Origin of the sequence: Flavobacterium muglaense (genome assembly GCF_014305155.1) — a bacterium.
Lineage (GTDB): Bacteria > Bacteroidota > Bacteroidia > Flavobacteriales > Flavobacteriaceae > Flavobacterium > Flavobacterium muglaense.
This window is the reverse complement of the sequence record NZ_JACRUK010000006.1, coordinates 65,227-86,075: the sequence shown is the minus strand read 5'-3', so window position 1 is coordinate 86,075 and position 20,849 is coordinate 65,227. Positions and strand designations below refer to the sequence as shown.

The following is a 20,849-nucleotide window of genomic DNA, read 5'->3' as shown; positions in this document are numbered from 1 at the left end:
AAAATAAAGAGCGCCAAAAATAAATTTCTGACGCTCAAATATAACTATTTTTTATTGTTTACCATCTGTAATCAAATCATAAAATTTTGATAATCTCTGCACTTTTAGGGCATTTAACTTAAGACTTTACAATCATACAGACTTCGATTTATTCTCCGTAAGACGCAGCAATAAATTCATCGTAAGTAACTTCTTTAGTTGTTGGCTGTGCTTTTTCTTTGAACAATTCCAATAATTTTTCAGCAACCACTTGGTCAGAAAGTCTTTTTACTTCGTCTTGGTTAGACAATACTCTCGCAACAATTCCTTGAACTTCTTCGTCCGTTGGATTTGTTTGTCCGAATTGTGCCATTTGTTGACGGATATTTTTTGTAGTAAACGTTTTTAAGTCTTCAAAAGTAATTTTGATGTCAGACTGAGCCATTGCTCTACCTTCGATCAATTGAAAACGCAATCCTTTTTCAGAACGTGCATATTCAACTTCTGCTTCTTCTGGAGATAATTTTTTCTCTCCTACAGTTTGCAACCATTTTTTCAAGAACTCAGCTGGTAAATCAAATTTTGTGTTTTCGATTAAGAACTCAGTAACATCTCCTAATAATTTTTGATCTGCTTGAGTTGCAAATTGGTTCTCAGCATCCTCTTTGATTTTTGCTTTCAATTCATCAAGAGAAGCTACTTTACCTTCACCAAACAATTTATCAAACAATTCTTGGTTCAATTCAGCCAATTCTGCTGTGTTGATTGCTTCAATAGTGAAGTTTACATCAACGTCTAAACCATGAACATCATCATGACTTACTTTCATAACGTCCATCAATTGGTGGTCGTCTTCAAATAAACCTTTTGTATTTACAGTAACAACATCACCTACTTTTTTACCAATGAATAAATCAAAAGTAGCTTTGTCTTTAAAAAGATCTGCAGCGATAGTAGTTGCGTTATTAATTCCTTTTTCTTCGTTAGCGAAAGTTCCAGTAACATCAGAATCTGCAGCAACCACTTCTTGTGGAATTGCAGTTCCAAATTGTTTTTGGATACGCTCTACTTGACCGTCAATTAATTTATCATCAGCAGTAACTACGTATTTTACGATATCGTTTTTAGCATCTAAATCCAATTCGAAGTTAGGAACTAAACCAATTTCATATTCAAAAGTCAACTCTTCAGCATCCCAATCAAAGTTTTCATTCACTTTAGGAAGTGGAGTTCCTAGAAGGTTTAATCTCTCCGATTGAATAAAACGCTCAAGCGCTAAATCAACAACCTTTTTTACTTCCTCTTCTTTAATTGCTTTACCATATTGTTTAGCTACAAGATCTTTAGGAACTTGTCCTTTTCTAAAACCTTTTACAGTTGCCAAAGGCATTTTTTCGTTAATTCTTTTTGCTACTTGACCTTTATAATCCATATGAACAACTGTCATTACAATTGTTTCATTTACAGCGTCTATTGCTACTCTTTTAATATCCATCTTCTTCTTTAATTTACATTATAAATTCGGAATGCAAAATTATAAAATTTTTCCAAGCCAACCAAGCTTTTTTATCCTCGATCCTGACGCCTAAGAACGACATATAATTTCGGTCAATTCTAAGTCCAAAAACCGAGTCTCTTCTCTTTATTTTGGGCGTGACCACAAGGGTCAGGTCGTTCGTTCCCGCTTTTATTGATTTACCCTACGGGATAAAACAATAAAGAGCTCCACTACCACCCTTCACGCAACACAAATTGCCAGCAATCACCATTCTACTATAATTTATAAGATAATTAGCCTATATTTGAATTAGAAAAAGATAAAACAATAAATAATACAGCCAAATCACAAAATAAAAAAATGAAAGAAAATTTTAAGTACTACGCAAAACTATCCGGAATTGCCCTGTTTAGTTTTTTAAAAATAAATGTGTTAGCAACATTGATCACCATTACAGTTACTATCATAGAGTTCTTTATATTAACTAAAAACATTGATGCTGGGCATTCTGGACACGTAAGTCCTATTCCTTTTTTAATATTGACATTTTTTACGCGCCCAATTGGTTCTCTATTGTGGTATTTAACTTTTATTTTCAGCCCATTTATCTTTTTTGCACTTTCAAACAAGTACATAATATCAAAATTATCGCACCAATTAATTACCGACAAGTCTGAAAGTTTAATTAACCCTTTTTTAGAAAAAACTTTTCAAAAACTCCAAACTAAACAACCACAAATCTTAAAAAACACTGGAGATTTTTCTTTAAACAAACTCAAAATAATACAAGAGATTCAAAATGATAAAACTGAAAACAAATGGCTGAGAAAGATTATTGTATTTGGCATGAAAAAAATTAAATTAAACGACGTTGATTTTCAGCAGGAGAATCAAAACTTTAACGACATCATCAAAGAAAAAACCATCCAAAGTTTAAAAAACATGTCCGAACCAAGTAAAAAATTGATCTGGATCGTATTTGCCATACAGGGGGCAATTCTACTATTTATTTGGCTGACAGAATATTAACCATTGCTGTTACAAAACACAGACTGTGTAGCTTATCTAAAAAAAAACGCTTCAGTTGCACTTTTTCTTTAGATGGGTACTGAGTAGCTATTAATTTAACAAAACCTCAAACCACTAAAAAATTGGCGTTCATCACTCTTTAAAACACTAAACAACCTATTCGAAGCCTCATAGTTTTTAGCCTACAAGTATTTTAATGAAAAAAAACTGACCCAAATACATCTCCACTATAATGACGGAAACTTTCGTGCTGAGTTCGAAAACATATCAAAAATAAATTTTAAACCATGAAAAACATTGCGCTGTATTTTGCTTTTATTTTGTTTGCAGTCCAAATGAACTTATCTGCTCAAAACACTAAAAAAACAAGCAATTATACTTACCTAGTAAGAGAAGAAACAGGCGACTTAAACAATGATGGAAGAAAGGATAAACTAACCGTTAAAATGGACACCACAGATGCAACACGACCGTTAATGCTACAAATTTTATTATCGCAACCAAACAAAAAATTAACTTTAGCCGTATCTTCAACCAAAATAATTGAACCACAATTACCCGCTGAAAACCACGGAGCATATAACGGATACCAAATTCCAGATTTTTTTATTGAAAATGGCATCCTAACAATGTGGAGCGAAATTAAAAACGGTAATATTACCTACGATTTCAAATATCAAAACGGCAATTTTGAGCTAATTAATGTAAAAAAATTAACAAACAATGCCACCCAAGGCTATACTGACGAAAACACATTATTTACAGAAGCAACGTTTAACTTAATCACGGGTACCCGAATCGAAACCAATGAGTTATTAGGCTCAGACAAAGTATTAAGTCAACGAAAAAAAACAATTATAATGAGGCCACTGCCTAAAATACAAGATTTTAAATTTTCTGATAAAAATTTATTCTAGCAATTCTCAATGGTAACGAGAACTTATAACTCATTACCTCAACCGGTACAATAAGTTATTTTAAATTATTTTTCATTTCTTTACATTTTAAAAACCAGATACAACAACCGTGACCGCTTCGTTGCTTGCAATGACTTTAAATAATTGACATGGTGAATCAAAACACTGTGGAGAATCACATGGTAAAACTAAAAAAAAACTAAAAATGAAATACGAAATAGCTAGTATCGAGATAGAAGAAATTGAAAACTATTTATCCTACATTCGTCCAGAGGAAGAAATGAGGTCTCAAATTGATATTGGATACCGAATTGAAAAACAAAGTGTGTTCATCTTCGAAATTAGACCCGACTGGATGGATCCTAAAGAGAAAGTTGAAAATGATATTGCCAAAGCTACTTATGTTCAAAAAGACGATCAATGGAAAGTTTTTTGGCAAAAATCCGATTTAAAATGGCATGCCTACAAACCGCAACCAACTGTAAAAAATCTATTAGATTTTATTCGATTAATAGAAAAAGATGACTATAGTTGCTTTTGGGGATAGCGTTTTCGCGCTTGTGGCTGTTGCAGAGTTCAAAGACGAAAATTTCTGGCTAAACGAAAAATACAATTTAAAAATAGTAATTTCAGTCAATTTAGCAATAGCCACCAAGGTGCGTTACCCGGTTTACTATTAATCGTAATGATGTCTACATTTCAAAATCTGAATTTCATCATCTATAAATCGATAAATTACTCGATGTTCATCATCAATTCTTCTGGACCAAAATCCAGCATATTTGTGCTTTAACGCTTCTGGATTCCTTATTCCCTTAAAAGGATTCCTTGAAATATCTTTGAGTAGCTCATTTATTTTTTTAACTTTTTTCTTATCTATTTTTTGCCAATACAAATAATCTCCCCAAGATTCGTCAACAAATACATATTTCATTTTACTCCTCAATTAAGTCTTTAGAAAACGATTTTCCACTCTTAAATTTTTCAATTGCAGCATCCAATCTACTCTCGTTCGCTCTGTTCAACAATTCATAATTTGTTGCCATTAATGAATCGTATTCTTCCAATGAAATAACAACAATTCCTGAATCTTTTCCGCGATTGATAATTAGCGTTTCAAAGTTGATTGATACTCTATCAAGGTAAGATTTAATATCTTTTCTGAAATCTGAAATACTTGTGACTATCATAATTAATGTGTTTTGTACAAATTTATGTACAATATTTTATTTTTTTATATTATTTATCCAACTATTGTTGGCAACTTATTTCTATTTCTCGAAATCTCCTTTCATAAATCATAGTGCGTCAGCCTTGATCGCTTCGTTCCTCGCAATGACTTTTGCAATCTTGAAGCATTCCCTCAAACCATAAAGCCAAAAGAATATTAAATAAAAGGTTCAATCGTAAATAATACTTTAATTTTGCTTTCCTCCTTTAAAAAGGCTGTAAAATACAAGTAAATGAAACCGTCCAAAAATATTCTCCCTATAATTGTTATCGCTCAATTTTGTTGCACCTCGCTTTGGTTTGCCAGCAATGCTGTCATGAGTGATTTAGTATTGCATTTCAACCTCAACCCAAATGCCGTGAGCTATTTAACCTCAGCAGTGCAATTTGGTTTCATCTTAGGAACATTAGTCTTTGCTCTATTAGCCGTAGCCGATCGGTTTTCGCCTTCAAAAGTATTTTTAATCAGTGCTTTGCTTGGCGCTGCATGCAACCTTGGGATTTTATGGGATGGAAATAATCTCGCAAGCATGTTGAGTATTCGATTTCTAACTGGTTTTTTCCTTGCCGGAATCTATCCTGTAGGAATGAAAATTGCCGCCGATTATTTTGAAAAAGGATTGGGGAAATCATTAGGCTTTTTAGTTGGCGCGCTCGTTTTAGGAACCGCTTTTCCGCATTTTCTTAAAGGGATGACTTCTGGTTTGCCTTGGGAACTTGTCATTCTCTGCACTGCCGGACTCGCCATTTTAGGCGGATTGATGATGGTGTTTTTAGTTCCTGACGGTCCTTTTAGAAAACCGAGCCAAGGAGTCAACATCAATGCTTTTTTTGGAATATTTAAAAACAAAAATTTACGTACCGCTGCTTTTGGTTACTTTGGTCATATGTGGGAACTCTATGCTTTTTGGGCTTTTGTTCCATTAATGCTCAAAACCTACACGAGCCTCCATACCGAAACACAATTCAATATTCCTATTTTATCGTTTACTATCATCGGTATTGGTGGACTTGCTTGTGTACTGAGCGGTTATTTATCAGAAAGTTTTGGCACTAAAAAAATAGCAACCATTGCTTTGTTACTATCTTGTGTTTGTTGTCTTATATCGCCACTATTATTCACCCAACCTTCAGCAATACTATTTATTGCTTTCTTACTTTTCTGGGGAATGGCCGTAGTTGCCGATTCTCCATTGCTCTCTACCCTGGTAGCACAAAATGCTCCTGCCGAAGTAAAAGGAACTGCACTTACCTTGGTAAACAGCATTGGCTTTGCCATCACAATCATTAGCATCCAATTAATTAGTGGGCTGCAACTGTTGACTAACAGCAGTTTGATTTATTTTTGTTTGGCTATTGGTCCTATCTTTGGATTATTGGCTTTACGCCAAAAAAACAAAAGACAGTAATTTTAAAAATCATCAAAAAATAAAAAAAAATATTGTTTTTTTTGGTATTTTATTATTGTTAATCAATAATTAATTAATATGTTTGTCATGAATTTAAAAAAACATAATCATGAAAAAACTACACTATTTAAAAAACTTTATTAATCTACTTTTCTTTACATCTATCTTTTCCACTTTCCTTGTATCTGTTAAATTAAGCAAAATACTTTTTAATTATAAAATTCAAAAGCCGTATGAAATAGAAAATATCGATTTATCAATAATTGATGTAAATTCAAAAATCGTTTTCAGCCTGATCACAATAAGCTCTTTTATATTTATCTATAGTATTTATCTACTTAGAAAAGTTGTCTTTCTATTCATGGAAAATAAAATTTTTGACCATCAAGTTATTTTACTTTTAAATAAAATAGGGAAAAGTCTAATTTTATCTGCAATATTAAAAGGCACACCTATTTTATTTATTAAAATAATCTATCTTATAAAAATAGGAAACACCCCTGTTAATTTGAATTACATAGGTTTAAATTTTCCTGTAATTACATTAGCATTATTTTTCATGGTATTAAGTGAAGTATTTAAAATTGCAAAAAATCTTAAAGACGAAAACGAACTAACAGTATAATTATGGCTATAGTAATAAACGTTGATGTGATGCTTGCGAAAAGAAAAATGCGCTCTAATGAACTTGCTGAAAGAATTGGCATCACTACCGCAAACCTCTCTATTTTAAAAACAGGAAAAGCCAAAGCAATTCGTTTTTCTACACTCGAATTGATTTGCAAAATATTAGAATGTCAACCAGGGGACATTATGGAATATGTCAAAGAATCTACCTCTTAATTGAGGTTGATTCTTTTTAAATCCTTAAAAAACTACTTTATAATAGACCTCTAAAACATTTAAATGTAAAGAACACGTACATTTGTTTTAGATTAACAACCCTTCAATTGATCAAACAACTAAAATATCTTATTGCGCTCTTTCTTGCTTTTGGCTTGATAGTGAACGATGGTGCATTAGTTTCTTCAATTAATTCAGTTGAATATTACCAATTTTCAAATGCAATTGTAAGTAACGATGCAAAAACGGCTCGCTCAAAAACAGTCTTTTTCAAGCAAATTTCAGCGGCACAGTCCGTATTTTCTATTCCGCTTACTTACCTTCAATTTGCAATCAGCTACAGCCTTAGCGTTCCGGCAATCTTAAAAACCAGAACCCAACTGTTTCAAAAAATCACTTCATTTATTGCCCAAAATTTATTTTTAAACGAGACTATTACTGCTCGTAACGCACACACTAGTTTATACATAGCTTAGAAATCTACTAGGCATTTATGCTTTCTATGGCATAACGATGCTATCAAATGTTTCATCATTTATCAATTACATCATGTATAAACAAAAAAATAAATCGCGTTTAGAGCAATCTACGCACCCTATTCTTTGGGCTAAAAGAAAAATTATGGTAGTCATAACCGCTTTTATGATCGGAATGGCGTCCGGAATGAATGTCGGCGACAGCTTGCCGCACCAAAAGCAAAATCAAACCGAACAACAAGACAAAAAAGATTGATTGAGCAGCTGTAAGACTTAATATCAATGCTGAAATGATACCTTTGTGCTCCACTAAAAACCACAACATGACCCACTTTCCAGTTACCAGCACCACACTCTCTGCAACTGCTCTTGGACAATTCGCTATTGAAAAATACAATTTGAGTGCGAATGCAACTTGCCAATTGTTTAGAACGGGCATCAACCATACCTATTTCATTACTGATAACGATCATAAATATATGCTGCGCGTGTATTGCTACAACTGGCGTTCTAAGGAAGAAATTGAAGCTGAAATTGACCTGCTGTTACTTTTAAAACAAAACAGCACTAGTATTTCATATCCTATTGCTGATCGAAACAAACAGTTTATCCAAGATATAAATGCGCCCGAAGGATTGCGTCATGCGGTACTTTTCTCTTTTGCCGAAGGCGGAAAAATGCGGTTTATGGATCAAGCAACGTGCTTTAAAATTGGCGTACTCATGGCGCAAGTACACCAAATAACAGTAGACAAAAGTTGCAACCGAGTTGCTTATAATCCTGAAACTTTACTAAAAACGCCCTACAAACAAGCGTTACAGCATTTTCCAGCAGAAAATCCAGAAATGCAATACTTAAAAACTGTTTGCGATCGCATAACGCAAACTTTTGAAAGTGTCGATCATTCTGAGATTTCCAAAGGAATTGTTCATTTGGATATTTGGTACGATAATATGAGTATCACTGAGGAGAGCGCAATCACAATTTTTGATTTTGATTTTTGTGGCAACGGTCCGTTAGTTTTGGATGTGGCTTATTTTTGCAAACAGTTGTTTCATATAGAAAACAATAAAGTAGAATACGAGAGTAAAAAAGAACAATTCTTAAAAGGCTACCAAAGCATTCGTTCATTAACCGTTGAAGAGTTACAATTAATACCTGAAGCCGGAGCTGCAATATGGCTTTTTTATCTTGGTGTTCAATCGCAACGATTTGATTGGTCGAATGTTTTTTTGACCGAAAACTATTTAAAATTAATGTATGTAGCCCGATTAAAATCGTGGTTGGATTATCCCGAAAAACAAAAATCATAGAATTGTTTTTTATACATTTTTACGCAAAAAAGCCATGAATACTCATGGCTTTTCTATTATTTTTACTTTGGGTTTAACCCAACAAAAAAGATTACAAAGAAATTAATCCTCTCTAATTTCGAAAATTTTTGTTTTACTAACCGCAATAGCGTCTCCAACGCTTACTCTGCCACTGGCTGCAGCAATTAAATTTTGTCCAAAAATAACATTATTGCCTGATCGTTTGTATTTAGACAAGGTAAGCAAAGGCTCTTTGCCAGCCAAAACTCCTTTTTCGGGATCTACTGTTACGAGTACACATCTTCCACACGGTTTTACCCCATGAAAAAGGTGGTTCCCAATGGTTAATTCGCTCCAAGTCTCCTCTTCGGATGCTTGCCCTCCTGTGAAAACAAAATTGGGCCTAAAACGTTTCATAGGAACTGCTTCTTTCAACCTTGCATTCAAATCATCCAATGCCGTCTGACCAATAATCAAAAAAGGAAATCCATCCGAAAATGAATTGATATCAGCAGTGGTTTGAGCAAAATTTGGATCTACTTTACGATGGCTTTCTTCCGGCATATATACCAATCGAACAGGCTGTTTTAAAATAGTTGAAAACCATGCTGAAAATGACGAACCCACTTCAATAGCATCAACAGCATCATCCCAAACCATCGTTTTTATTAGATCATCTGCTGTAGACTTGTTTGCATTTAAATCAATTTTTAACGTATTTCCTAACTGATCTTTATGACTAATCACCAAATAATTGTCGCTAATATCAGTACCAAAAAGTGCCAACTCGGGTGTTGTTCTTTGAGATAAAAAAACACCTTGCTCATCGACCAACATCCAGCGGCGATCGTGCTCTAAACCACGAGCCGTAACCAATGCTGATTGAACAGCTATTCCTCCTAATGATTTTACAGGATAAATCCAGATTTCTGAAAGTTGCAACATACTGACTTATTTTTTATCAAATCTACAAAAAACCAAATCGAACACCAACAATAAAAAAAGCCTCGAAAGAGTTCACTTTCGAGGCTTAGTTTGAATTTTAAAATGAAAATTGCACTAATTCCCATTTTCTAGTAGCACAATGATTCTAAGAATAAAACCAATCACTGTTTGATACATTTTGTAGCCCGTAGCGGAATCGAACCGCTCTTACATGGATGAAAACCATGCGTCCTAACCGATAGACGAACGGGCCCTGCTTTTGTATTGCGGGTGCAAAATTAGCACTATTTTCGAGATGTGCAAAGCCAAAAGCTAAAAGTCCTTGCATTAAATCTTCTTTTTTTTATTCGAAAATTATAACGGTTTCATTATGAAGGATTACCATTGAAAAACAAATCTAAAAAATTTCATCTCAGCAGTTGTTTATTTTATAAAAAACAGTCAATTTTAAGATAAAAACTACTTTTCAATCCCTTAATAATTTAAATTTAACCCAAAACCAACACCCATATCGCTATCATAATGTGTAGATAGCCCGATGTTTTTACCTATAATATATTTTAATCCTGCCATGTATTCCTTATCCGTATTGACCATAAAAGCCATTCGGACTCTTTTTGAAACAGGAATATCTTCGCGCATTAATTGAAAGCGAATGTTTCCATCCTGAAAAACCTCAGCTTGCGCAATGACTAAAAGCGGCAAAGTATAATTGATTCCTAGACTTATCACAGAACGATTGTCCTTAGTATTGGCTTGACCAAAAACATTTTTTTCTACCTCATCCATCCCAAACTTTCTATAACGCCAGTCAAAACCTATAAACGGCATCAACCACTGATTTTTACCAATATACCTCCCAATATGCGTTTCTGTTTCATATCCATGACTGTCATGATACCCCAAACGCCATTCGGTTTCAAAACTCCATCTTGCATTTTGCACCATGGCGCGGCCATCATTCCCATTGGTTGCAAAATCATTTTCAGCCATAAAATGAGACCCATTACTCTCTGATTGTAATTTTTTATAAGCCCATTCTTTATTGGGCAAAAGTGGATTTGGCGCAGCATTTTGATAACTAAAAACGCGGTTCATTCCCGCCATCATGTGATATAAAATATGACAGTGAAAAAACCAATCTCCATCCGCATTCGCATTAAACTCAATGGTATCCGTTTCCATTGGCATAATATCCAGTACGTTTTTCAACGGAGCGTACTCACCTTTACCATTCAATACTCTAAAATCATGTCCATGCAAATGCATTGGGTGGCGCATCATCGAATTATTATACAAGACAATTCGAACATTTTCGCCTTTTTTAATCAAAATCTTATCTGTTTCTGATAGGACTTTATTGTCCATACTCCACAAATAGCGATTCATATTTCCCGTTAACTCAAAGCGCAATTCTCGAACAGGAGCGTCTTTAGGAAGCGTAGTCACAGTAGGTGATTTTAGCATCGAATAATTTAGCGTTACAATAGCCGCTGGAGCAGCGGTATGGTTTGAATGATCCATCTCAGTCCCCCTATTGTCGTCTTCCTTATCCATTTCCATTGTTGAACTTCCAGTGATTTCTGGATACATAACAGTATTCATATCCATTTTTTGCAAGCTCATATTCATACCCATCTCATTCATGGTTCCATCCATATTCATCATACCATTCATCATTTTCATCCCCTCAAAATAGTTCAATTTTGGTAAAGGTGAAACTAATTGCTTGATGCCATTGCCTATGTAGAGTGAAGCCGATTTTGTACGGTCCTCTGGTGTAGCTAAAAATTCATACGCCGTATTATCAGCAGGAATAGTGACTACCACATCATAGGTCTCCGAAACGCCAATGATTAATCGATCCACTTCAACTGGTTCTACATCATTACCATCATTAGCAACGACCGTAATTTTCCCTCCGGCATAGGTTAACCAAAAATAAGACGAAGCACCTGCATTTGAAATTCGTAAACGCACTTTATCTCCTGCTTTAGATTTACTTAAAACGTTAGCCATAGATTCATTGGCACCATTAATCAAGAATTTATCATAATACACGTCACTCACATCCATGGCTAACATGCGTTTCCATTCATTATTGAATTTGGTTTTAAAATGACCACTCTTTATGGCCTCAGCATAACTTTGGGTTGTTCCTTTTTTAATCGCAAACCAATCGGAGGCGTTGTGCAACATTCGATGTACATTCTTCGGATTGTAGTTTGTCCACTCACTCAAAACCACAGGAACAGCGGGCAAATCGTCAATTCCTTTTCTAAAAGTAGGATCGTGCTCTTTTTTCTTCAAAATCAATGCACCATACATCCCTATTTGTTCCTGCATTCCAGAATGACTATGATACCAATGCGTACCACTTTGAATAACAGGAAACGTATATTTATGAGTCGTATTTGGCGCTATAGGCATTTGTGTTAAAAACGGCACTCCATCCTCTTGGTTTGGTACAAATAAACCATGCCAGTGCAACGAAGTGGACTCTTTTAGCTCATTATGCACATAGATTTCGGCAATATCGCCCTCTGTAAAAGTAAGCGTTGGCATCGGAATTTGTCCGTTGACCGCTATCGCTTTTTTATCTTTTCCTGCAAAATTGACAATCGTATCTCGTACGTACAAATCGTAGCGCACTACTTTTTGAGCCGTACCCGAAAAGAAAGCCATTAGCAATCCCATTATGTATATTTTACTTTTCATGTTTTTTAACTTCTAGTACAATTATTTTTTCTTTCTATACAAATGAGCTGCCACCAACAATAACAAAGCAAAAATCAATATCGACACCCACCAAAAAACAGGCATACCCATAAATACATAAGATCCCATGTGCATCCCTTCATTTCCATGATTATCCATAACTTTATATTTTAATATTAATAAAATACTATATACCCAACCCGCTTGGGCGTAATTCTAATTTTGTTGCTTTTTAACCACATAGAAACATAGACTTTGTAAATCATGAAAATCGTTTCACTTTATAATAGAAAACAATAGCGACGTGAACCCAAGAACTGGGCGAACCAACTTTTCTTTTTCTATGTTTCTATGCGGTTAAATTTTGCATTTAGGAGCTTAATTGTTTTTATATTAAATAGGTGAAACAAGTTATTTATCTATAATTTCAAACCTCGTAATCGCAGTGCATTTGCAATAACCGAAACCGAACTAAAACTCATGGCCAAAGCGGCTATCATAGGCGATAATAACCATCCAAAAACAGGAAACAAAACCCCAGCCGCGACCGGAATTCCGATGACGTTGTAGAAAAAGGCAAAAAATAAGTTTTGATGGATGTTTTTCATCACAGCATGGCTCAGTTTTTTAGCTTTCACAATGCCTTGTAAATCACCTTTTACGAGTGTTATTTTGGCGCTTTCAATAGCTACATCTGTTCCCGTACCCATGGCGATCCCCACATTGGCCTGAGCCAAAGCCGGCGCATCATTAATACCATCACCCGCCATTGCTACAATTTTTCCTTCGGCTTGTAAACGTTTGATTTCGTTCAATTTATCTTGTGGCAAACAACCCGCTATAAAAGAGGTTAGATGCAGCTCATTGGCCACAGCCTTAGCCGTATTCTCATTGTCACCCGTTAACATAATCACTTCGATTCCTTGCGCCAATAATTCTTTAATAGCGTTGGCGCTAGTCCCTTTTATCGCGTCTTTGATGGTTACAAACCCAACTGCTACAGCATCAACTGCAATGTATGAAACTGTTTTCCCCAACTTTTGCTCGGCTATCAATTTACTTTCAAGATCGGGAGCAATTGTTGCTTGCACTTGATCCATCAACTTTTTATTTCCAAGCGACACTTTTTTATCCCCAACGGTTCCTGTAACTCCCATTCCTGTAACCGAATCAAAATCGTTTACTTCGATTAAAGCTATGGTTTTCGCTTTCGCAAATTGAACTACGGCTTGCGCCAAAGGGTGCTCACTATATTGATTTAGCGAAGCAATCATTTGCAGCAATTCGTCTTCATTATTCGCATTCGAATATACTTTTTCAACCGAAGGTTTCCCTTCAGTAATCGTTCCCGTTTTATCAGTAATCAATACATCTACGGTATTCATAATTTCAAGCGCTTCGGCATTTTTTATCAAAACCCCAGATTGCGCCCCCTTACCTACCCCAACCATCACAGACATAGGCGTGGCTAGACCTAATGCACAAGGACAAGCTATAATTAATACCGCAATTGCATTGATAAAACCATACACCAAAGCCGGATCTGGACCAAAAACAGCCCAAACAAAAAAGGTTGTCACCGAAACTCCTACAACAATAGGAACAAAATACTTGGCAATCCTATCGGCTAATTTTTGAATTGGTGCTCTCGAACGACTGGCATCGGTCACCATTTGCACAATTTGCGAAAGCAAAGTTTCAGATCCTATTTTCTCTGCCACCATTACAAATGATTTGGTTCCGTTTATAGTTCCAGATATCACTGCATCATCAAGTATTTTATCAACAGGAATAGGTTCTCCAGAGATCATTGATTCATCGATTGTTGCTTCGCCCTTTGTTATTTTTCCATCAACTGGAATTTTGTCTCCTGGTTTCACGCGTAATAAATCGCCTCTTTTTATATCCTGAATCGAAATTACTTTATCTATTCCATCCACCACCAAAGTCGCTTTGGTAGGCGCTAGTTTCATCAATTCTTTGATCGCACCGCTAGTTCTACTGTGTGCTCTAGCTTCGAGCAACTGACCTAATAACACTAAAGTCAAAATAACAGTCGTTGCCTCAAAGTACAAATGCACCGTTCCTGCCTCGGTTTTAAACTCGGACGGAAAAAAATCAGGAAAAAACAACCCAAAAACACTAAATAAAAACGCAACACCAGCTCCAATACCAATCAAAGTAAACATGTTGAGATTCCAAGTGATCACGGATTTGTACGCGCGTACAAAAAACATCCAAGCAGCATAAAAAACAACTGGAATTGACAAGCCAAATTGCACCCAATTCCAAGTTTGCATATCCATGATTTTCATCAAAGGATTTCCTGGAATCATATCAGACATGGCTATGATAAAAATAGGCAAGGTAAAAGCAATTGCGATTTTCATTTTTCGCATTAAATCATCATACGTTTTGTTCTCGGAAGTAGCTGTGGGTTCCATTGGCACCAAATCCATCCCGCAAATAGGACAATCACCAGCTTCGTTTTCGATAATTTCAGGATGCATTGGACAAGTATATTGCACCGCTTGTTGCGGTAGGGGTTGCTGTACTAAATCCATTCCGCATACAGGACAATCACCAGCTTTGTCATACACTTTATCGCCTTCGCAAAACATAGGACAATAGTATTTTCCAGCTGCTACTTTTACAACAGGAGCGTTCGTATGATTGTGCTTTGTTGTTGCGTTGCAACATGACTTCACTTCTATTGGGACACCCTCATTCCCTACTCCCATATCCATCGTAATCGAATAATTTCCCGCGGCGCTTAATGCTTCTTGAAATACGGTAGTCGCAATATGTTGCTCCATAGTAATTGTTGCTATAGGCGGCTCTAGCGTTACTGTCGCTTCTAGGCCATCAATAGCGTTTAGTGTTTTTTCTACTTTGGTTCTACAACCATTACAGGACATGCCTGTTATTTTATACGTATGTGTCATCTTTTTAAATTAAAAAAGCGCCATCTAATTTCTTGATCGCGCTTTTGATTTTGTTGCTATTTTATGGTTTCTGTAACACTACCACAAGTTAACATTTGGTTTCCGTAGTATGGGTTTTTAACCCCTTTTTCTTTACTCAACCAGCTTGCGCCTTTTCCGCCATTTGCCATCGGACAAAATTGAGCATACACAGGCTGACTGTATTTTGATGCTTTCAAAACGATTTGCATATTACTTGACAATACCACAAAAAGCGCTCTTTGCCCTTTTATATCAGCTGTTGTTGCCATTTTTTGCACATTGGCTTGAATCTTTTTATTCATTTTCAACCAAGTTGCTTGCTCCGTTTTTGACAATGAAGCTGCTTTCACCTCATTTACAGATTCTAGTAATTCTTTGGCCTTGGCCACTGCATCTTTTGCATCTGTTTTTACTAAAGCATCCTTTAACAAGAAGTAGTTATCAAATACTGCAGTTAAAGAACTAGCCGCAGCTTCCTGATTGTATAAAGGAGTTGTTGCCTTTGCCATTGAAACAGATAAGAATAAACTTAGCGCGAAAAATAATGTTATTTTTGATTTCATTTTATAGTGATTTAGAATTGTACATGAATACTCTACAAATTTCGGACTTAAGTCCATTTTATTTGTTGTATAATTTTAATTATTATTTGTATGTTTAAATAGTGTCTATTTGTTTTCTGTTGTTTTCCTTGATTTTTTTAAAAACTGTTGGTGTTACGCCTGTTACTTTTTTAAATTGATTACTCAAATGAGCTACATCTGTAAAATGCAGTTTAAAAGCAATTTCACTGAGCGACAATTCCTTATAACGCAACAATTCTTTTACTTTTTCAATGCGTTGTAAAATGTAATATTGCTCAATTGTTGTGGCCTCCTGTTCTGAAAACTGTTGACTTAAACTGTTGTAATCCTGAGACAGTTCCTGTACTAAATACTGAGACAAATTCACCTTTAACTCACTCTGTTGATAGTGAACCAACTGAATAATTAAATTTTTGATTTGCGTTACCGTTCGGTCTTTGGTATTAGCAATTAGCTCAAAACCTAAAGCAATTAACTTAGTAGCCAAATCTTGCTTCACCGTAGCATCCAAGGGCGTTTCAAAGACTACTTCACCAAGAGCAACTGATTTATACGGAATTGCCAGCCGTTGTAATTCGGCCTTAACAACCATAATGCACCGGTCGCAAACCATGTTTTTAATATATAGTACCATCGTTATTTTAAGATTTCTAATGTGCTTCCACAACTTAACATTTTAGCACCATAAAAGGGGTTTTTAATCGGTTCTTCCTTTGACAACCAGTTGGCAGCCGCTCCTTTATTATACATTGGACAGGCATTATAATAGACTGGTACCGTAAGATTTGACACTTTAACTAGTTCATACATTTTTGTAGAAAGCGTAGCAAAATGATCTCTTTGGTGTTTTATATCTTGCGTTCCCGCAATATGTTCGGCATCTTCTTTTAGCTCTATCATTACTTTCATCCAGGCCATATGCACTTTCATGGATAATGCTTCCATTTTAACAGCATTGAGCTTTTGGAATAAATCAGCCGCAATTGTTGCCGTCTTTTTACTATCCGATTGCACTAAGGCCTCATGGAGTGAAAAATAAGCATCAAAAACTGGATTCAACTGCTCCTCCTTACTAGTACTCACCTCCCCCTCATGTTGTTCCTGATTTTTTTGATCGTCCATTTTTATTTCTGTTTTCTCAGCAACTTTCAATTCCCTTTCATATTGACAGCATCCTGGAAGCTTATTGTAAGCATCTGTAGGTGCAAGAAAACTTTGACTATCATAGCCCGCGAGCGCAACTCGTTTTAGAATTTGGGCTTGATTGGTTTGTGTAGAATCGAATATTATTGTCGCTATCTTACTGTCTTTGTCCCATGACAGCGCTGCTATTTTACTTTTATTCCCTGCTTTTTCTATGATTGCCTTACACATGCCGCAATTGCCCATAATTTTCACAGTCTCTGTTTTTGCATTTTTAACTTGGCCCTGAGCCAAAGTAATAGAGAGCAAAAAACCACATCCCATTACAATTTTATATATTGAATTTTTCATTTTTTTGATTTTTTTAAAGATAGAAACCACTACTTAACATCACGTAATGCATGACGGTATTAATCATGCGCACGCCTACTTACATCAAGTATCGAATAGTATAAATCTACGAATTTTAATTGGTGTTTGTCGGTGTATTCTCTGAAACTAAATAAGAACACAACCCATTTATGGCTGTTGAAACCAAGTTTTAGCTTATTTTAGGTATAAGCCAAATGGAAGAATAGCCATCCAAAGGAAAGGTAGCCGAATAATGATTTTTGGGTTTTTGTAATTCAAAATCGAATAGCGAACTCGGTAATTCGAACTCTGCTACCAGAGGAATAGCTGCATTTACTACAGAAACACTGCAAAGTGAGTGACCGCATTTTCCGGTGCATTTTTTGGAAGTCGAATGATGCGTCATCCCACAACAATCTTTTGCAACGGCTTTAGCTTTCACTTCCTTAGAACATTGTTCTTTTTTGACTGATTTACCGCAAGCCATAGCAGTTTCAGGCATCAATAAGAAGCCTAACAAAACAACTAAAACAAAGTAAATTTTTCTCATCTATTGCTAATCACGATTCAAAAATAAAAGATTCCTACCAAAAACAGTTACAATAATTTGTTAAAAGCAGAAATCTTTAATTGATGTTCAACTGGTTTTTTTATTTGCTTTCGCCAAATAGTGTGTACATAAGCGACTGAGAAACTGATAATATCACACTAAACAACAAAGCTGTCCAGAACGAGTTAACACTAAAGCCACCTACAATATTATCACACAATAAAATAATTATAGCGTTGATTACTAATAAAAACAACCCTAAAGTCACAAAAGTGATCGGGAAGGTTAATAGCACCAATATAGGTTTAATAAATACATTTAATAATCCAAGCACAACGGCTACGATTAAGGCTGTTGAAAAACCAGCCACATGAACTCCAGTCATAACATTCGACAGTACAACGACTAAAATTGCAGTAATTAGAATTCTAAAAAGTAGTTTCATATTTTTTATATTTTACCTAAAAGTACACATTTTTAATTAATTATTTGATTCCAAAAAAGCAGCTGCGAGTTGATGAAACAGTTTTGGATTTTCGGCATGAAGCCAATGCCCTGCATTGGGGATCGTTTCAAAACTTGCCAATGGGAAATGTTTTTTAATAGCATCAAAATCTCCGTCCTTAATATAAGCCGAATTTCCGCCACGAATAAAAAGTGTTGGTTTGTTGTACACAGCAGCCTCGGGAAGCGCTACTCCTATTTCGTCTAATTTTTTATTAAAAACCGAAAGATTAAAGCGGAAAGCAAGCTGACCTGGTTCTTGCCAAAACAAACTTTTCATTAAAAATTGACGAGTCCCAAAGTCAGTGATGTATTCTTCCAGCGTAGCTTCTACTTCGGCGCGGCTTGGTTTTTTAGCAAAATCGATAGCGTTCAAGCCTGCAAGAATAGTTTGGTGGTGTTGCGGGTAGAATTTTGGTCCAATATCAGCAATAATCAATTTATCGATCATTTGAGGATAAGTAGCTGCAAACAACATGGCTGTTTTTCCGCCCATAGAATGGCCAATAACAGATACCTTTTCTAAATTATGCCCTTTACAATAGTCAAATACGTCTTGCGCCATGAGCTCATAACTAAATTCTTCTGACTGAAAACTACGTCCATGATTGCGCAAATCGAGTAAATGTACTTGATAGCCTTCTGTCGATAATTGTACCCCTATGGTTTTCCAATTGTCTGACATTCCTAAAAACCCATGTAAGATTAAAAGCGGTTTTCCTTCTCCTTCTATTTTTGAATATAGCATTTTCTTGAATTTTGTGCGGTTTGCGTGAGATTTGAGATTAAGAGGAGGACAGCCAGTGGCTGTCAGGTACTTTAAAAAAATCCTCTTTCAAAACGTGGTACGCCCCAATTATTCTATTTTAATTTTTGCAAATACATATTGACAACGTTTTCTAGACCTAGGTACAAAGCCTCCGAAATTAAGGCGTGACCGATAGAAACCTCTAATAAACCCGGTATATTTTGCTTGAAAAACTGAATGTTATCCAGACTCAAATCATGTCCTGCGTTGATCCCTAAACCCAATTCGTTTGCCAAAACCGATGCTTTTACATACGGATCAATGGCGTTGTGATTGCCCAAACTGTATTGATGTGCAAAGGCTTCGGTGTACAATTCAATGCGATCAGCACCAGTTTTTTTGGCTCCTTCGATAATTTCTAAAACAGGATCAACAAAAATCGATGTACGAATGTTGTTGCGTTTGAATTCTTGAATCATTTCAGTCAAGTAAGCCTGATTTTTAATGGTATCCCAACCTGCTGATGATGTTATTGCACCAATTGTATCTGGCACTAAAGTGACTTGCTCTGGCTTGCACTCTAACACTAAATCGATGAAATTGTGTTGTGGATTTCCCTCTATATTGAATTCAGTATGGACGATTGCTTTTAGATCTCGCGCATCTTGATAACGTATGTGGCGCTCATCTGGGCGTGGATGAATGGTGATTCCTTGGGCTCCAAATTTTTGAATATCGGTGGCTACTTTTAATAAGTCAGGCACATTACCCCCACGAGCATTACGTAAAGTAGCTATTTTGTTGATGTTTACACTTAACTTTGTCATTGGAATACTTTTTGATTATAAATAACTGATTAACTGACGCAAAAATACAAAGTAAAAGGTAGGGGATTTTGCCTTTTTTTGATTATTTTGCATAAAAATTGAGGATTTACAAGAGATGGAAATTACAAACTACATAACAACTGACTTTAAAGCCATTGACAGCCAAGATACTATTGCGACTGTTAGGGATTTTTTTGAGGAAATTAAAGTTTCTCACTTCCCCGTTATTGAGGAAGGCGTTTTTATTGGTAATTTATCTGCAGAGGATGTTGAAACTTTTGAAGATGACAAAAAAGTAATCGACTACAAATACACTTTAGAAACTTTTTTTGCCAGAACAGACAATGTTTGGCTAGAAGTTTTGGAGGTTTTTGCAAAGAATCACTCTAATTTAATTCCCGTACTAGATGATAATAACGCTTATGTGGGTTATTATGAGATTGAGGATATCCTTAGCTTTTTTCATCAAACCACTTTTTTAAAAGAGCAAGGACGTATTATAAAAGTTAAAAAAGGAGTACTTGACTACTCGATGAGCCAGATTACTCAAATTGTAGAAAGCAACAATGGTAAACTTTTGGGTTTATTTATATCTGATTCGGATGTAGACACCATTGAAGTGACTATGAAAATAAGCCTGGGTGCTATCAATGAAATCATTCAAACCTTTAGAAGGTATAATTATGAAATCACATCAGAACATCATGAGGATGATTACATCAATAACCTGAAAGAACGCTCGGACTATTTAGACCGATACCTTAATATATGATAGATTATTTAGTTTATTAACTATGTCGCCTACCTTATCAAAAAAAT

General features: G+C 35.5%; 24 protein-coding genes and 1 tRNA gene. 10 read left to right on the top strand and 15 right to left on the bottom strand.

The genetic code is table 11. The features are described from left to right. Positions 1–148: 148 nt before the first annotated feature. The gene (locus H8R24_RS04630) at positions 149–1,474 is read right to left on the bottom strand and encodes a trigger factor (RefSeq protein WP_187017392.1); all 1,326 of its coding nucleotides are present in this window, start codon (positions 1,472–1,474) and stop codon (positions 149–151) included. Positions 1,475–1,837: 363 nt separating this feature from the next. Here H8R24_RS04630 and H8R24_RS04625 point away from each other — a divergent pair, with 363 nt between their 5' ends. The 3 genes from H8R24_RS04625 to H8R24_RS04615 all read left to right on the top strand — a co-directional run bounded on the left by H8R24_RS04625 (position 1,838) and on the right by H8R24_RS04615 (position 3,970). Continuing rightward, positions 1,838–2,506 (top strand): hypothetical protein, encoded by a 669-nt coding sequence (locus H8R24_RS04625; protein WP_187017391.1) that lies wholly within the window; start codon positions 1,838–1,840, stop codon positions 2,504–2,506. A gap of 287 nt (positions 2,507–2,793) precedes the next feature. Beyond that, on the top strand, positions 2,794–3,423 hold the full coding sequence (locus H8R24_RS04620; protein ID WP_187017390.1) for a hypothetical protein: 630 nt from the start codon (positions 2,794–2,796) through the stop codon (positions 3,421–3,423). Between the two features lie 205 nt (positions 3,424–3,628). Continuing rightward, positions 3,629–3,970 (top strand): DUF3024 domain-containing protein, encoded by a 342-nt coding sequence (locus H8R24_RS04615; RefSeq protein ID WP_187017389.1) that lies wholly within the window; start codon positions 3,629–3,631, stop codon positions 3,968–3,970. Between the two features lie 129 nt (positions 3,971–4,099). On the opposite strand, the gene H8R24_RS04610 is transcribed toward H8R24_RS04615, so the two are convergent. Both H8R24_RS04610 and H8R24_RS04605 read right to left on the bottom strand, forming a co-directional pair. Next, the gene (locus H8R24_RS04610; protein WP_187017388.1) at positions 4,100–4,357 is read right to left on the bottom strand and encodes a Txe/YoeB family addiction module toxin; all 258 of its coding nucleotides are present in this window, start codon (positions 4,355–4,357) and stop codon (positions 4,100–4,102) included. A 1-nt stretch (position 4,358) separates the two neighbouring features. After that, a complete protein-coding gene (locus H8R24_RS04605; RefSeq protein ID WP_187017387.1) occupies positions 4,359–4,613 on the bottom strand; it encodes a type II toxin-antitoxin system Phd/YefM family antitoxin in 255 nt (84 codons plus the stop codon). Positions 4,614–4,886: 273 nt separating this feature from the next. Here H8R24_RS04605 and H8R24_RS04600 point away from each other — a divergent pair, with 273 nt between their 5' ends. From H8R24_RS04600 to H8R24_RS04575, 6 genes are all read left to right on the top strand, one after another. Next, the gene (locus tag H8R24_RS04600) at positions 4,887–6,062 is read left to right on the top strand and encodes an MFS transporter (protein ID WP_187017386.1); all 1,176 of its coding nucleotides are present in this window, start codon (positions 4,887–4,889) and stop codon (positions 6,060–6,062) included. A gap of 109 nt (positions 6,063–6,171) precedes the next feature. Continuing rightward, the gene (locus H8R24_RS04595; RefSeq protein WP_187017385.1) at positions 6,172–6,687 is read left to right on the top strand and encodes a DUF2975 domain-containing protein; all 516 of its coding nucleotides are present in this window, start codon (positions 6,172–6,174) and stop codon (positions 6,685–6,687) included. A 2-nt stretch (positions 6,688–6,689) separates the two neighbouring features. Continuing rightward, positions 6,690–6,905 carry a helix-turn-helix domain-containing protein gene (locus tag H8R24_RS04590; RefSeq protein ID WP_187017384.1) on the top strand — a complete coding sequence of 72 codons (216 nt, stop codon included), beginning with the start codon at positions 6,690–6,692 and terminating at the stop codon, positions 6,903–6,905. A gap of 107 nt (positions 6,906–7,012) precedes the next feature. Beyond that, a complete protein-coding gene (locus H8R24_RS04585; RefSeq protein WP_187017383.1) occupies positions 7,013–7,381 on the top strand; it encodes a hypothetical protein in 369 nt (122 codons plus the stop codon). Between the two features lie 73 nt (positions 7,382–7,454). After that, the gene (locus H8R24_RS04580; protein WP_187017382.1) at positions 7,455–7,637 is read left to right on the top strand and encodes a hypothetical protein; all 183 of its coding nucleotides are present in this window, start codon (positions 7,455–7,457) and stop codon (positions 7,635–7,637) included. A gap of 67 nt (positions 7,638–7,704) precedes the next feature. Beyond that, a complete protein-coding gene (locus H8R24_RS04575; protein WP_187017381.1) occupies positions 7,705–8,694 on the top strand; it encodes a phosphotransferase in 990 nt (329 codons plus the stop codon). Between the two features lie 102 nt (positions 8,695–8,796). Here H8R24_RS04575 and H8R24_RS04570 read toward each other — a convergent pair whose 3' ends face one another. The 12 genes from H8R24_RS04570 to H8R24_RS04515 form a co-directional block, all read right to left on the bottom strand. Beyond that, positions 8,797–9,639, bottom strand: coding sequence for an MOSC domain-containing protein (locus tag H8R24_RS04570; protein WP_187017380.1), 843 nt, complete (start codon positions 9,637–9,639; stop codon positions 8,797–8,799). 181 nt (positions 9,640–9,820) lie between these two features. Continuing rightward, positions 9,821–9,892 (bottom strand) — tRNA-Glu (locus tag H8R24_RS04565). Between the two features lie 221 nt (positions 9,893–10,113). Continuing rightward, complete coding sequence (locus H8R24_RS04560; protein WP_187017379.1) at positions 10,114–12,357, bottom strand: multicopper oxidase family protein; 2,244 nt, start codon at positions 12,355–12,357, stop codon at positions 10,114–10,116. A gap of 21 nt (positions 12,358–12,378) precedes the next feature. After that, positions 12,379–12,516, bottom strand: coding sequence for a hypothetical protein (locus tag H8R24_RS04555; protein WP_187017378.1), 138 nt, complete (start codon positions 12,514–12,516; stop codon positions 12,379–12,381). Between the two features lie 260 nt (positions 12,517–12,776). Beyond that, positions 12,777–15,302: a heavy metal translocating P-type ATPase gene (locus tag H8R24_RS04550; protein ID WP_187017377.1), complete on the bottom strand. Its 2,526-nt coding sequence runs from the start codon at positions 15,300–15,302 to the stop codon at positions 12,777–12,779. Between the two features lie 56 nt (positions 15,303–15,358). Beyond that, on the bottom strand, positions 15,359–15,886 hold the full coding sequence (locus H8R24_RS04545) for a DUF3347 domain-containing protein (protein ID WP_187017376.1): 528 nt from the start codon (positions 15,884–15,886) through the stop codon (positions 15,359–15,361). A 94-nt stretch (positions 15,887–15,980) separates the two neighbouring features. Beyond that, positions 15,981–16,541: a helix-turn-helix domain-containing protein gene (locus tag H8R24_RS04540; protein WP_187017375.1), complete on the bottom strand. Its 561-nt coding sequence runs from the start codon at positions 16,539–16,541 to the stop codon at positions 15,981–15,983. A gap of 2 nt (positions 16,542–16,543) precedes the next feature. After that, positions 16,544–17,401, bottom strand: coding sequence for a DUF3347 domain-containing protein (locus H8R24_RS04535; protein WP_187017374.1), 858 nt, complete (start codon positions 17,399–17,401; stop codon positions 16,544–16,546). A gap of 190 nt (positions 17,402–17,591) precedes the next feature. Continuing rightward, the gene (locus H8R24_RS04530) at positions 17,592–17,951 is read right to left on the bottom strand and encodes a hypothetical protein (protein ID WP_187017373.1); all 360 of its coding nucleotides are present in this window, start codon (positions 17,949–17,951) and stop codon (positions 17,592–17,594) included. 100 nt (positions 17,952–18,051) lie between these two features. Further along, positions 18,052–18,396, bottom strand: coding sequence for a phage holin family protein (locus tag H8R24_RS04525; RefSeq protein WP_187017372.1), 345 nt, complete (start codon positions 18,394–18,396; stop codon positions 18,052–18,054). Positions 18,397–18,432: 36 nt separating this feature from the next. Continuing rightward, entirely contained in the window at positions 18,433–19,203 is a 771-nt protein-coding gene (locus H8R24_RS04520) for an alpha/beta fold hydrolase (RefSeq protein ID WP_187017371.1), read from the bottom strand. Between the two features lie 113 nt (positions 19,204–19,316). Beyond that, positions 19,317–20,030 carry a pyridoxine 5'-phosphate synthase gene (locus tag H8R24_RS04515; protein ID WP_187017370.1) on the bottom strand — a complete coding sequence of 238 codons (714 nt, stop codon included), beginning with the start codon at positions 20,028–20,030 and terminating at the stop codon, positions 19,317–19,319. Positions 20,031–20,145: 115 nt separating this feature from the next. Here H8R24_RS04515 and H8R24_RS04510 point away from each other — a divergent pair, with 115 nt between their 5' ends. Then, a complete protein-coding gene (locus H8R24_RS04510) occupies positions 20,146–20,802 on the top strand; it encodes a CBS domain-containing protein (RefSeq protein ID WP_187017369.1) in 657 nt (218 codons plus the stop codon). The last annotated feature ends 47 nt before the right edge of the window (positions 20,803–20,849 follow it).